Source organism: Cognatilysobacter bugurensis (assembly GCF_014652095.1).
Taxonomy (GTDB): Bacteria; Pseudomonadota; Gammaproteobacteria; order Xanthomonadales; family Xanthomonadaceae; genus Cognatilysobacter; species Cognatilysobacter bugurensis.
On the sequence record NZ_BMYD01000005.1, the window covers coordinates 180,504 to 193,652 of the forward strand.

Genomic DNA, 13,149 nt, shown 5'->3' on the forward strand with positions numbered 1-13,149 from the left:
CCGCATTGAGGATCCGACCATGCAAGACAAGATTTCGATGGGCCTGAACCGCACCGGCCTCAAGGCCTCGCCGCTGATCGCCGACGAACTGCTCGAACAGTTCGACCTGCAGGACGACGTGCCCGCGCCGGCCATCGACGTGCATGCGCTGCGACGCGCGTACCGCGAAGACGCCGAGCCCGTCGGCTCTGTTCCGCCGCCGGCCTCGCTCAAGGGTGTGTTCGGCGCGGCGAAGGAGGCGCTGAGCGGCAACCGCATGCATGTGCTGCTCGACAAGCTCGGTGAGCGCCTCGCGTACGAGCGCGCGGGCGTGCGGCTGTACGAAGCGATGCTCGACAAGATCGTCGACGCGCCCGACCTTCCGCCGGGACTCACGATCCAGGCGCTGCGCGAGATCCGTGACGACGAGGCCGCGCACTTCGCGCTGCTGAGCGATGCCATCGAGCGGCTCGGAGGCGACCCGACGACGCAGACGCCGTGCGCGGACGTGACCGGCGTGCAGGGCCTGGGCCTGTTGCAGGCGATGACTGACCCGCGCACGACGACCGCGCAGGGACTGCAAACACTGCTTGCGGCCGAGCGCATCGACACCGTGTCTTGGGAATTGCTGGTCAGCCTCGTCGACGGGTTTGGCCACGACGACCTGGCCAGTGAATTCAGTCGCGCGTACGCGCGCGAGCTCGAGCACGAAGAGCGCGTGCGGGGGTGGCTGGCCGCGGCGGTCAATGAACGCGCGTTTGGCGAGCCCGAGCCGAAATCGTCTTAAAACTCCATCTATCGCATGCGCAGCCAGAGCGCCGCGCGTTGCTCGTAGACGACATGCGATGCCGTCGCCTCCCAATGACCCAAAGGTGAACGCGTTCGGCTATATGTTAGGAATTAATGAAATTTCAAGGCGTGGGTCCACGGGCCGGTAACCGTGTTCGTGGTCTTATGGACTCAACAAATTAGAAAGAGCAAGCCGGGCCCGCATAGGGCGGAGCCAAGAAAGCGCCTCACTGGCGCTCCGGTGCTGCCGTTGGCGCACCGTTCGTGAAGAAGAAAGGAGTACGCAATGAACAACAACAATGATCGTGACCAGAACAAGAACAAGAGCAACGTAAGCGGCCAGAGCCAGCAGAATCTGCAGGGTCAGCGCAACGAGTCCATGCAGGGCCAAGCGCGCGGTCAAGGCGATAGCTCGACCGGTTCGCGCGGCGGCAATGAGGTTTCGGGCAACGATATGTCCCGTGGCGACAGCTCGTCGAAGAGCAACCGGTAAGCACAATTGATGTGCCGCTTCAGCGCCCCCGCTTCGGCGGGGGCGTTCTCGTATGCGCCCCCGCGCAGCCGCAAACGCAGCACGCCGCAATCACATGGCCGCTGCGAACGTGTGCATCGGGTCCCAGCCATCGCCAGGAATCAAAAAATGGACGCCATCCAACTGCTTAAATCCGACCACGAGAAGGTCCGTGATCTGCTCACCCAGCTCAGCGAGAGCACGAGCCGCGCAGAGAAGACGCGCACGCAATTGCTCGAAAAGATCCAGACCGAGATCGAGGTGCACGCCAAGATCGAAGAAGAGATTTTCTACCCGGCGTTCCGAGACGCGGGCAAGAAGCAAGAGCAGGAGATGTTCTTCGAAGCGCTCGAGGAGCACCGCGCCGTCAGCGATCTCGTGCTGCCGGATCTGCTCAAGACCGAAGTGACATCCGACCAGTTCTCGGGCCGCGCGAAGGTGCTCAAGGAACTCGTCGAGCACCACATCGAAGAAGAAGAAACGGAACTGTTTCCGCAGGCGCGCAAGGTGCTCGACAAGGCGCAGCTGCAGGAGCTCGGCGAGCGCATGCAAGAGCGCAAGCTGGAGCTGCTTGAAGGCGGCATGCCGCTGATCCAGCAGCTCAAGCAGCAGAAGCCGTCGATGCAGATGCCGCGCAACCTGCACTGATCCAACCGCGTTCCGGCCCCGCGACGCGGCCGCTGCCTTCTGGTGGCGGCCGTGTTCGTTTGTGCGCGGTCCAAGCGCGCAGCGTGTCGCAGCGGCGGTCGGCCCACTGAACGGCGGTGGGCGTCGGACTCCGGGCAGGAGCCGTCAGCCGTCAGCGGGCAGCGACGGCCGATGGCGGGGTCACGGTCGACGTCGAGACTACCGCGCCTTCCAAGCGCGCTTCACCGTCCACCAGGTCCGTCCACACCGCGCGCATCCCGTCGCCATCGCGCACGAGCCGCGGAAACCCGGTGCCACGACCGCGACCTTGCAGGCTGGCAAGCACGATGCGCTGCGGCGTTGCGGTCGGTTCGTGCCCGTACCGCGCGAGGTGCAGCGTCTGCACCCGGTCGTCCTCGCGCAGCCACAGCAGCCAGGCGGCCGTGTCGCCCAGAGCCACATCGACACGGCCCAGTACGCCGGGGTCGCGCTCGGGCGTCACCGGCGCGCCGAACGTCGCACCGCCGTCGCTGGAGCGGGCAAACCGCAGCGTCGGGGTGTCGCCGGTGGCGGTGTACCAGCCCACGAGGACGTCGCGCGCGTTCGCGTCGATTGATGGGCCATTGACCGGACAGGCCGGCATCCGCCAGTTGTCGGCATGCACGAGGTGCGGCTGGAAGGTGTCGTCGAGCGCGGCGATGCGGATATCGCGGATCTCATCGGCCGTGCGGTCGCGGTACGCAAGCACCGGCCCGGTGGCGGCGACCGCGACATCGGTCTGGCAGCAGTCGCAGGTCGACAGGTCGAGCTCGCGCTCCTGCGTCCGGGCAAGCGCTGCATCGAACCGCGCACTGCGCAGCGTCATCGCGCCCGTGCCGTGGCCCGCGTGCGCCTCGTGTCCGCCCGCACCGGCCGTGCGGCGGCCGTCGAGCCAGGCGATGCCGAGCGTGTCGTGCGCAGCCGGCCACAGCGAGACGAAGCCGTGCTCGGTCGGTGTGCCGTCGTCGTTGACGCGCACCGGCGCGGACCAGGTGGCGCCGCCGTCAGCCGAGCGCACCAGCACCACGTCGTAGGCGTAAGGCGCGTCGGCGGTTTTTTCGAGCCAGTGCGCCCACAGCGCGCCGTCTGCGGTCTGGGCGACGTGCGGGGTGTCGGCCCAGTTCACGAACCAGCGCGTCCCGCGTGCGATGAGCTGCGGCGCGGTCCACGCACCGTCGCGCCAGCGCGCGAATTTCAGCGCGTGTGCATCGCCTTCGCGCTCGAGCCACGACAACAGCAGGCTGCCATCGGGCGCGCGCACAAGGTCGGGCTGCGCGGCGCCGGGCGGCGCGGGCAAGGTCCATTTGCTCGCGACGAGCGCGATGTCAGCAGGCAGTGCGGGCTCGACGCGCGCGGCGGGAGCAGCGGTGCCGGTGGACGGAGCGCCGCGTTCGCACCCGCTGAGCACGCAAGCGACGAGGGCGGCGGCGAGGAACGGGTTTTTCAGGTGCATGCGCGCACGTTACCCGAACGCCGTGGCGCAACCGTCACGTCGCGTCGGCGCGGCCAGGGCGCCGCGGCGCTCGCCGGGAGCGGGGAAGGCATCGGCGAGATCGAGCAGGCTGTGCGCTCGGGCCGACGCAGCCGCGGCCGCCGCGGTTCGGTCAGGCGACCCGGCTGCGCCGCAGTCGCGTGATGTGCACGAGCAGCAGCGAGATCGCGGCCGGCGTCATGCCCGGGATGCGCTGCGCCTGCCCGACCGTCTGCGGCCGCACGCGCTCGAGCTTCTGCTGCACCTCGGCCGACAGCCCGTGCACCTGGGCATACGCAAAGTCCGACGGAATCGCCGTGTCCTCGTGCCGGCGCGCGCGTTCGATCTCCTCGCGCTGCCGGTCCAGATACCCCGCGTACTTGACGCCGATCTCGACCTGTTCGGCGACCGCCGCGTCGTCGACGCCCGGAGCCAGCGCCTCGATCTGCATGAGCTTGGCGTAGTCGAGTTCGGGTCGCTTGAGCAGGTCGCGTGCGCTGGTCTCGCGCGTGATCTCGATGCCCAGCGTGTCGGCGATCGCGCGGCCGAGCGCGTTGTTCGGCGCGGCCCACACGGCTGCCAGGCGCGCGCGCTCGCATTCGATTGCCTCGCGCTTGGCCTCGAACGCCGCAAAACGCGCGTCATCGACGAGTCCGAGCGTGCGGCCGGCGGGCGTCAGTCGCAGGTCCGCGTTGTCCTCGCGCAGCTGCAACCGGTACTCGGCGCGCGACGTGAACATGCGGTACGGCTCGCTGGTGCCGTGGGTGATCAGGTCATCGACGAGCACGCCCAGATACGCCTCGTCGCGGCGCGGGCTCCAGCCGTCCTCGCCGCGCACGAAGCGCGCCGCGTTGACGCCCGCGAGCAGGCCCTGCGCCGCGGCTTCCTCGTAGCCGGTCGTGCCGTTGATCTGGCCCGCGAAGAACAGGCCTTCGATCGCCTTCGTCTCGAGCGTGGTCTTGAGCCCGCGCGGGTCGAAGAAGTCGTATTCGATCGCATAGCCGGCGCGCATGATGTGCGCGCGCTCGAAGCCGCGGATCGAACGCACGAGCTCGAGCTGCACGTCGAACGGCAACGAGGTGCTGATGCCGTTCGGGTAGATCTCGGTAACGTCGAGGCCTTCGGGTTCGACGAAGATCTGGTGGCTCGCCTTCTCGGCAAACCGCACGACCTTGTCCTCGATCGACGGGCAATAGCGCGGGCCGATGCCCTCGATCTGGCCGGTGTACAGCGGGCTGCGGTCGAGCGCGGCGCGGATGATCTCGTGCGTGCGCTCGGTCGTGTGGGTGATCCAGCACGACACCTGACGCGGGTGGTCGGCGTGCGAGCCCATGAACGAGAACACCGGGCGCGGGTCGTCGCCGGGCTGCTCGTCCATCTGAGCGTAGTCCAGCGTGCGGCCGTCGATGCGCGGTGGCGTGCCGGTCTTGAGGCGGTCGATCACGAACGGGCCTTCGCGCAGGCGCTGCGCCAGCGCGACCGCGGGCGGGTCGCCCGCGCGGCCGGCCGCGAACGTCGTTGGGCCGATGTGCACCTTGCCCGCGAGGAACGTGCCGGCGGTGAGCACAACGGCCGGCGCGTGGAAGCGCAGCCCGGTCTGGGTGAGTACGGACGTGACGCGGCCCGCATCGAATTCGATGTCGTCGACCGCGGACTGGAACAGCGTGAGGTTCGACTGCGCCTCGACCGCGCGACGTACGAACGCGCGGTACAGCGATCGGTCGGCCTGGCAGCGCGTCGCGCGCACGGCCGGGCCCTTGCTCGCGTTGAGGCGGCGCCACTGGATGCCCGCGGCATCGGCGGCGCGCGCCATGACGCCGCCGAGTGCATCGATTTCCTTGACGAGGTGTCCTTTGCCGATGCCGCCGATCGCCGGGTTGCAGCTCATCGCCCCGACGGTCTCGATGTTGTGCGTCAGCAAAAGCGTGCGCGCGCCCGTGCGCGCGGCGGCGAGCGCGGCTTCGGTGCCGGCATGGCCGCCGCCGACGACGATGACGTCGTAGCGGTAGAAAGAGTCGCTCATGGCGGGTGGTCTCGCGATCGGACGCGGATTGTAGGCCGCGCGTCGGAGGCCCGACATGCGGGTGGGTCACGCACGCAAACGCGCGTGCGCCGTGCCGGGGATGAACTAGTTCAGCAACATCGCCTGAGACGGCGGCCAAAGTTGGCACGCTTCCTGCGACATCTTCAGTGGCACCCAGCGGGGCAGGCGCTCAGCGCCGGCCGGAATTGGAACAGGGGCTGGCCAAGCGCTCGCGGGGGAAGCCGGGGGGTCGAATGTCGGGGGACATTCGACCCCTTTTTTTGTCTGCGCGCAGCGCAGCCGAGGCGCCGGTGCCGGGGAGAAACGGAACAGGGGGGATCCGCGGGTCTCACCGGACACCGGCATAGGCGCAGGCGGGTCAGGCAGCAGGCCGGCAAGGTCGAAAAGCGACGCAGCCGGTCAGGGGCGCTAGCTTGCTACCCGCGCCGGTGGCTTGGCAAGCGATTGCTTGCGCAAGCCGGGAGTGTGATCACGGTTCGACTTCGGTGTTCGCGCTTCCGCCCTCACGGCCACGACGGATCATCTGCTCCATCCGCGAGCCACCCCGGTCACCGCCATCGCCGATCGATCGCGTCGGGCGGATCGGCTCGGGCGCGCGCATCGAATCGCCGCTGTCGGGCACGGCCATGCGGCGGCGCGCGTTGAGGTCGCGCCACGGCGGACGACGATCGTTGTCGTCGCGGTCGACATGGCCGCCGTCCGGACGCGGCTGCACGATGACCACCGGCGGCCGGTACGGCACGCCGCCGTAATACGGATAGCCGTAATAAGGGTGACCGTAATAGCCGTAGTACGGGTTGCCGTAGTACGGATGGCCGTAGCGGCTCCAAGTGCCGAAGCGGACCGACGGTCCGTACGGGTAGTGGCCATACGGACCGCCGTGATGCCGGTAATCGACACCGGGCCGGCCGTAGTAGTAATCGCCACCGGTGCCGCCGTTGCGGTACTGGTAGTCGGACATCGTCGCGCAACCGCCGGCGAGGGCGACGGCAGCGAGCGGAAGCAGCAGTTTGCGCAGCATGGGTGAGTCCCCGAACGGTACGTTTGCAGCTTCTGCTTGGCGGATTGAACTCGCGCTTAACTTTTCAGGCATGCCCTAACCTCAGCTGAGCCGTTCAGTCAAGCGTGAGCGCGATGCGCATCGCATTCGGCCCAAACGCCACGTCGCGCCGTTGTCGCCCCTGCCGGGCGGTGCCAGCATGCGCGGCCCTGTTCCGCGAGCGCCGCGATGACGTCACTGCACCAAGCCTCGGGTCGGTGGCGGTTCGGCCTGCTGCTGAGCCTGGCGACCGCCGCGTGCTGGGCGACCTTGCCGATCGCGCTCAAGCTCGTGCTCGACGCGCTCGATCCGATCACGCTGACGTGGTTCCGTTTCCTCGTGGCCGCGCTGATCACCGGCGCCTGGCTCGCGGCGCGCGGCAAGCTGGGCGGCTACCGCGCGCTCGGCCGACGCGGCGCGACGCTGCTGCTCGTCGCCGGGCTCATGCTGCTCGGCAACTACGTGTTCTACCTGCTCGGCGTGCAGCACACCTCTCCGGGCAACGCGCAGCTGCTGATCCAGCTTGCGCCGCTGCTGATGGCGCTCGGCGGCATCTTCGTGTTCGGCGAATCGTTCCGCGCCGCGCAGTGGATCGGACTGGCCGTGCTCGTCGGCGGTCTCGCGCTGTTCTTCCACGACCAACTCGCTCAGGCCATGATCCTCGAGGCGCGCACGCCGGGCAGCTATGTGCTGGGCTCATCGCTGATCGTGCTCGCCGCGCTCGTGTGGGCGGTCTACGCGCTCGCGCAAAAACAATTGCTCATGCGGTTGAGTTCGATGCAGGTGCTGTGCGCGATCTATGCGCTCGCCGCACTCGCGCTGTGGCCGTTCGCCACGCCGTCCGCGCTGCTCACGCTCGATTCGACGCACGCGTGGCTGCTGCTGTACTGCGCGCTCAACACCGTGGTCGCGTACGGCGCCTTCGCCGAAGCGCTCGCGCACTGGGAGGCCTCGCGCGTGTCCGCGGTGCTCGCGACGACGCCGCTGCTGTGCATCGGCGCGGTCAGCGTCGTGCACGCGCTGTGGCCGGCGTGGCTCGCGCCCGAGCGCATCGGCACGTTCGGTTGGGTCGGGGCCGGGCTCGCGGTCGCCGGTTCGGCCGCGGTCAGCCTGCTTGGTCGTCGGGGTAGGATCGGCTGATGACCCAGCGCCCCACGAACTCATTCCCCGACGTTGCCGGCGCGCCCGGCTTCGACGACATCCTCGCTGCTGCCGCGCGCATCGCGCCGCATGCGCGCGTGACTCCGGTGCTGCACTCGCGCAGCCTCGACGCGATCGCCGGCTGCGAGCTGCATTTCAAGGCCGAGCCGCTGCAGCGCATCGGCGCGTTCAAGTTCCGCGGCGCGGCGAACGCGGTGTTCGGCCTCGACGACGAAACCGCGGCGCGCGGCGTCGTCACGCAGAGCTCGGGCAACCACGGCGCCGCGATCGCGCTCGCGTGCCGGCTGCGCGGCATTCCGGCCCACGTCGTCGCACCTTCGAACACGCCGCGCATCAAGCTCGATGCGATCCGCGACTTCGGCGCGACGCTGGTGTCGTGCGAGCCCACGCTCGCCGCGCGCGATGCGACGTCCGCGCGCGTGCTCGCCGAAACCGGTGGCGAGCTCGTGCATCCGTATAACGACGCGCGCGTGATCGCCGGCCAAGGCACGGCCGCGCTCGAACTGCTGCACGACGTGCGCGGGATCGATGCGCTCATCGCGCCGGTGTCCGGCGGCGGTCTGCTGTCGGGCACGGCCATCGCTGCGCACGGCCTCGATGCGTCGATCGACGTCATCGGCGCCGAGCCCGAACAGGCCGCCGATGCGCATGCCTCGCTCGCACGCGGCGAGCGCGTCACCGACATGACGCCCGACACGATCTGCGACGGCCTGCGCGCGCAGCTCGGCACGCTGACGTTCCCGATCCTCAAGGCGCACTGCGCCCGCATCGATCTTGCAAGCGAGGCCGAGATCGTGCGCGCGATGCGGTTGATCTGGGAGCGGCTCAAGCTCGTCGTCGAGCCCTCGGCCGCGGTGCCGCTCGCGGTCATCCTGCGCGAGCGCCAGCGGTTTGCCGGCCGCCGCGTCGGGGTGATCCTCTCCGGCGGCAACGTCGATCTCGACGCGCTGCCGGGGATGTACGCGCTGGCGCGCTGAGCCGTCCAGCGCAGTGCCGGCTAGGCGCCGCGATCGCCGCGCCGGGCCCGCAGCACGCGTGGCTTGCCGGACGTCGCGTGCGCCGCCGCCGCGCTGAACAGCACGATCCCGACGATCACCACGCCCGCGCCGATCAGCGCGATGCCGCGCGGCCACGCTTCGCCGAGCCACAACGCGCCGATCAGCGTTGCGAACAAGATCTCCGCGGCCTGCATCGCCTCGGCCGCCGCGAGCGCGGTCGGGTCGCGCCGCACGAGGCCGGTCGCACGGAAGAACAGAACCGTCGCGATCACACCCGCACCGAGCGCAACGCCGCCGGCGAGCGCCACCTGCTCGACGCCGGGCGGCCCCGCGCGCCACCAGGCGAATGCCGCGATCGCGAGCCACAGCGGCTGGCTCGCGAGCGTCATGCCGAACACGCGCTGCGTGGCGTCCAGCTCGACGCCCACGCGTTCGAGATGCAGCAGCAGGCCGCGGTTGCCGAGCGGGTACGCGAATGCGCTGACCGCGACGAGCGCGACCGCGAGCCACGCCTGCGCATCCAGCGCTCCGTCGGCTTCGCCGGCCTGCATGAGCGCAATGCCCGCGATCACGACCGCGCCCGCGAGCAGCGCCGGCATCGGCACGCGCGCGCGGACGTCGCCGCGCGGATACAGGAACGGCGCGCAGAGCATGCCGGCCACCACCGTGAGCTGGAACGTGCCTGCAATCAGCCACGACGGCCCGCTTGCGGCCGCCGCGCTCAGGCACACGTAGAACAGCACGAAGCCGATGCCGCTCCAGGCGAGCCACGGCCCCGGCGACGCGCGCAACGCCCGCCACACCGGTGACGCGCCTTGCGTGCGCAACAGCAACCACAGCAGCGGCAGCGTGATCAGGTAACGCAGCGACGCGATCCACGCCCAGTGCCCGCCGTCGACGGCCGCCGCGCGGTTGAGCACGTAGGTGCAGGTGAAAAACAGCGCCGACACCAGCGCGATGCCGACTGCGACCAGCGCGGTGGCGCGCGACGTGGCCGCCGGCGGCGCGTTCAACGCCGGCGCACCGGGATGTTCGATGCGGGCAGGCGCACCTCATCGACGCCGCCGACGCGGATCGGAGCACCCGGCGGGGGCGCCCAGGCGTGCGCGTAGACCACTTCCCACGTCGCCGGCAGCAGGCCGTTCGCATCGCGCATTGGCTCGTAGGCCTGCGACGCACGGGCGAAGCGTGCGCGACCGGTGAGGCTGCGACGGCGCGAGTCGAGCGCATTCGTCGCGCCGAGCGCGCGCAGTTCGCGCATCAGCGCGGCGAGGTCCGGATGGCCGAGTACGAACGTGTCCCGATCGAGCACCGGATCCTTGAAGCCGGCCGCGATGAGTGCGTCGCCGAACTGCGCCATCGGCGCGAACGCGCTCACGTGCGGCGCGTCGTCGGCATGGGCGAACGCCTCGCGCAGCTCCCACAGCGTGTCGGGCCCGAACGTGGACAGCAGCATGAGCCCGCCCGGCCGCAGCACGCGGCGAAAGCCGGCGAACACCGTCGGCAGCTCTTCGATCCACTGCAGCGCAAGATTCGAGACGAGCACGTCGACGCTCGCGTCCGGCAGCGGCAACGCGCGCGCGTCGGCGACGAGTGCCTGCGGTCGGCGTTTGAAATCGAGCAGGTGCGCGCGCGTGCCGAAGCGCGCGTTTGCTTCGCGCACCATGCCCGGCGCGAGGTCGAAGCCCAGCACCTGTGCCTTCGGCCAGCGGCCCTGCATCGCGAGCGCGAGCGCGCCGGTGCCGCAGCCGACGTCGATCGCGCGCTGCGGCGGGGTCGTGTGGTGGGCGGGATCGTCGTAGTACTCGAGCGACTCGGCAAGCCGCGCGCCGACCTCCCGCTGCAGTGCGGCGGCATCGTCGTAGTGCGCGGCGGCGCGCGAGAACGCGCGGCGGATCTGGCGGGGGTCGAAGAGGGGGCTCACGGGGCTGCGTAATCTTGGTTGTGCGACAGGGTTTGCGTCATGCATCTGCTTGCGCTGCCGCGTGTCCGCAACGGCAAGTGCTTCCGCCTTGCGGCGGGTTACTTTTCTTTGCTGGCCCAAAGAAAAGTAACCAAAAGAAACGGCCTTCCCCGACAAACCTCACGTTTCAACTTGTGCCGGCGACGGGATTTTTCGAAGGGACATCCTTGTCCCTTCGAAAAACGCTCGACGTCCTGTCGAGCGCCCTTTGGGTCTAGCGTGCTTTAAAGCACAGGCCGTTGGGGCTTGGAGGTTCAACGGCCTCAAACAACGCGGGCCGATGTTCTGCTTTGTTGATGTTTTTGCTCAGGCAGTAAGACGAGAGCTGTGTCGGAGCGTTTTGATCGGGGCGATGTGGTGCTGTCCGGGTCCGCGGCAGTCTCGTGGTCGAGCGTGGTACGCGATGGCCGGTGCGCTGGAGCCGCGGAATGAGTGCGGTGACGCGCCGACTGTCGTTCGCACGGAGCATCACTTCGAGCCGGCCTGCATGCGCATTCGCGCCGCGTGCGCCGATCCGCCTCATGCCGTGGTCGACGCGCTCGACACCTCGTCCATGAACCGCACGATCTCGTCGGCGACCGCATCCGCCGCGCCGAGGAACGGTGCGTGGCCGGCACCCGCGATCACGACACTGCGCGCGCTCGGCGCGAGCGCCGCCGCAGCCGGCATCGCGCCCGCAGGCACGAGGCGGTCGCGGCGACCGGACAGCCACAGTGTCGGCACCTGCAGGCGCGGCAACGCATCGCGGACGTCGAACGCATCGAGCAGCTTCAGGCCCTCGAGCAGCGCGTGCGGCGCGGGTTCGCCACGCGCGAACGCCTGCGTGCGCAGTTCGCGCAACTCGGCCTGCGCGCTTTCCGAGCCGAGCGCCTCGAGCGCGAGAAACCCTTCGAGTGTGCCGCGGAAATCGCGCTGCAGCGCATCGCCGAAATCGGAGAACAGCGTCGGGCTCACGCCGTGCGGCCAGTCTTCGCCGCGCACGAACCGTGGCGAGGACGCGACGAGGACCGCGCCGCGCACGCGCTGCGGGTGATCGAGCGCGGCGCGCAGCGCGATCTGGCCGCCGAGCGACCAGCCGAGCCACACCGCATCGGGCACGCGCTCGACGAGCTCGCGCGCGAGCGTGGCCGGATCGAGCGCGCGTGCGTCGTCGCGTGCGTGGCCATGGCCGGGCAGGTCGACGAGGTGCAGGGTGAAGCGATCGCGCAGGCGTTCGACCAGCGGGGCGAACAGGCCGCCATGCATCGCCCAGCCGTGGATGAGCCCGAGCGCCGGCCCGCGGCCGATCGTCTCGACGATCACGCCGGCACCGCGTCGCGGCCCGCGACGGCGGGGCCGCTGCCGGAGCCCGCGCTCAGATCGCGCGCCTTCGCGAGTGCATCGACGAGACCGTCGACATCGCGCGCCGAATGCAGCGCGGACAGCGTCACGCGCAGCCGCGCGCGGCCTTCGGGCACGGTCGGCGGGCGGATCGCCGCAACCCAGTAGCCCGCGCGTTCGACTGACGACGCCATCGCGAGTGCACGCGCGTCTTCACCGCACAGCACCGGCTGGATCGGCGTGTCGGAAGGCAGCAGTTCGAGGTCGTGGAGCGCAGCCCGTGAGCGGAAGCGCGCGACGAGCTCGGCGAGCTTCTCGCGCCGCCAGTGCTCCCGACGCGCAAGGCCGACCGCCGCCAACGACGAGGCGGCCTGCGCGGGTGGCATCGCCGTGGTGTACAGATACGGGCGCGCGGTCTCGGCCAGGTGCGCGATGAGATCCGCATCGCCGACGACCGCCGCACCGACGCCGCCGAGCGCCTTGCCGAGCGTCACCAGCCGCAACGGCACCTGCGCGGTGGTGAGGCCGGCCTCGGCCACGCTGCCCCGCCCGTCCGGGCCGCACACGCCGACGCCGTGCGCCTCGTCGACGTAGAGCAGCGCGCGCTGCACGCGGGTGACGAGCGCGAGTTCGCGCAGCGGGGCGACATCGCCGTCCATGCTGAACACGCCGTCGGTCGCGAGCAGCGCGCACGCGTCGGGTTCGGATTTGAGCTGGCGCAGCGCGCCTTCGGCGTCGTTGTGTGGATAACGGCGCAGCTTGCAGCCCGCCACGCGCGCGGCGTCGATCAGGCTGGCGTGGTTCAAACGGTCCTGCACGCACACGCCGTCGTCGCCGAGCACCGCCTGCACGACCGCGAGGTTTGCGAGAAAGCCGCTGCCGAACAGCAATGCGGCCGGCGCCTCGAGCCAGTCCGCCAGCGCCGCTTCGAGCCGCTCGTGCAGCGCGTGGTGGCCGCAGACGAGGTGGGATGCCAGGCCGCCCGCGCCTTCGCGCGCGGCCGCGTCCTGCAACGCGTTGACGACCGCGAAATGCTGCGACAGGCCGAGGTAGTCGTTGCCGCAGAAGTTCAGCAGGCGGCGGCCGTCGAGCTCGCAGTACGCGCCGTCGCGGTGGGTGACCGTGCGCCGCACCCGCGTGCGCGAGGCCTGGATGCGCGCGGCGCGCGCGGTGTCGATGCGCTCACGCCACGACGCGCGCGTCATGGC

General features: G+C 70.0%; 12 protein-coding genes. 5 read left to right on the forward strand and 7 right to left on the reverse strand.

What is annotated here, in order from left to right; genetic code table 11:
* Positions 1 to 19 precede the first annotated feature (19 nt).
* The 3 genes from IE075_RS13735 to IE075_RS13745 all read left to right on the forward strand — a co-directional run bounded on the left by IE075_RS13735 (position 20) and on the right by IE075_RS13745 (position 1,927).
* Positions 20 to 766, forward strand: a complete 747-nt coding sequence (locus tag IE075_RS13735; RefSeq protein WP_189457606.1) for a ferritin-like domain-containing protein — start codon at positions 20 to 22, stop codon at positions 764 to 766.
* 288 nt (positions 767 to 1,054) lie between these two features.
* Complete coding sequence (locus IE075_RS13740; protein ID WP_189457608.1) at positions 1,055 to 1,261, forward strand: hypothetical protein; 207 nt, start codon at positions 1,055 to 1,057, stop codon at positions 1,259 to 1,261.
* A gap of 147 nt (positions 1,262 to 1,408) precedes the next feature.
* Positions 1,409 to 1,927 carry a PA2171 family ribosome-binding persister protein gene (locus IE075_RS13745; protein WP_189457610.1) on the forward strand — a complete coding sequence of 173 codons (519 nt, stop codon included), beginning with the start codon at positions 1,409 to 1,411 and terminating at the stop codon, positions 1,925 to 1,927.
* A gap of 151 nt (positions 1,928 to 2,078) precedes the next feature.
* On the opposite strand, the gene IE075_RS13750 is transcribed toward IE075_RS13745, so the two are convergent.
* From IE075_RS13750 to IE075_RS13760, 3 genes are all read right to left on the reverse strand, one after another.
* On the reverse strand, positions 2,079 to 3,398 hold the full coding sequence (locus IE075_RS13750; protein WP_189457612.1) for a sialidase family protein: 1,320 nt from the start codon (positions 3,396 to 3,398) through the stop codon (positions 2,079 to 2,081).
* A gap of 151 nt (positions 3,399 to 3,549) precedes the next feature.
* Positions 3,550 to 5,439 (reverse strand): tRNA uridine-5-carboxymethylaminomethyl(34) synthesis enzyme MnmG, encoded by a 1,890-nt coding sequence (mnmG, locus tag IE075_RS13755; RefSeq protein WP_189457615.1) that lies wholly within the window; start codon positions 5,437 to 5,439, stop codon positions 3,550 to 3,552.
* Between the two features lie 490 nt (positions 5,440 to 5,929).
* Positions 5,930 to 6,481 (reverse strand): hypothetical protein, encoded by a 552-nt coding sequence (locus tag IE075_RS13760; protein ID WP_189457617.1) that lies wholly within the window; start codon positions 6,479 to 6,481, stop codon positions 5,930 to 5,932.
* Between the two features lie 207 nt (positions 6,482 to 6,688).
* Between IE075_RS13760 and IE075_RS13765 the strand changes: the two genes are divergently transcribed.
* Both IE075_RS13765 and IE075_RS13770 read left to right on the forward strand, forming a co-directional pair.
* A complete protein-coding gene (locus IE075_RS13765; RefSeq protein WP_189457619.1) occupies positions 6,689 to 7,639 on the forward strand; it encodes a DMT family transporter in 951 nt (316 codons plus the stop codon).
* Complete coding sequence (locus IE075_RS13770; protein ID WP_189457621.1) at positions 7,639 to 8,637, forward strand: pyridoxal-phosphate dependent enzyme; 999 nt, start codon at positions 7,639 to 7,641, stop codon at positions 8,635 to 8,637. The genes IE075_RS13765 and IE075_RS13770 overlap by 1 nt, the downstream gene beginning before the upstream one ends.
* A gap of 20 nt (positions 8,638 to 8,657) precedes the next feature.
* On the opposite strand, the gene IE075_RS13775 is transcribed toward IE075_RS13770, so the two are convergent.
* The 4 genes from IE075_RS13775 to bioF form a co-directional block, all read right to left on the reverse strand.
* Positions 8,658 to 9,671 carry a multidrug resistance efflux transporter family protein gene (locus IE075_RS13775; protein WP_189457623.1) on the reverse strand — a complete coding sequence of 338 codons (1,014 nt, stop codon included), beginning with the start codon at positions 9,669 to 9,671 and terminating at the stop codon, positions 8,658 to 8,660.
* A complete protein-coding gene (gene bioC / locus IE075_RS13780; protein ID WP_189457625.1) occupies positions 9,668 to 10,582 on the reverse strand; it encodes a malonyl-ACP O-methyltransferase BioC in 915 nt (304 codons plus the stop codon). The genes IE075_RS13775 and bioC overlap by 4 nt, the downstream gene beginning before the upstream one ends.
* Before the next feature lie 558 nt (positions 10,583 to 11,140).
* Positions 11,141 to 11,923 (reverse strand): pimeloyl-ACP methyl ester esterase BioH, encoded by a 783-nt coding sequence (gene bioH / locus IE075_RS13785; protein ID WP_189457627.1) that lies wholly within the window; start codon positions 11,921 to 11,923, stop codon positions 11,141 to 11,143.
* The gene (gene bioF, locus IE075_RS13790) at positions 11,920 to 13,146 is read right to left on the reverse strand and encodes an 8-amino-7-oxononanoate synthase (RefSeq protein WP_189457629.1); all 1,227 of its coding nucleotides are present in this window, start codon (positions 13,144 to 13,146) and stop codon (positions 11,920 to 11,922) included. Before bioF ends, bioH begins: the two co-directional genes overlap by 4 nt.
* Between the last annotated feature and the right edge of the window lie 3 nt (positions 13,147 to 13,149).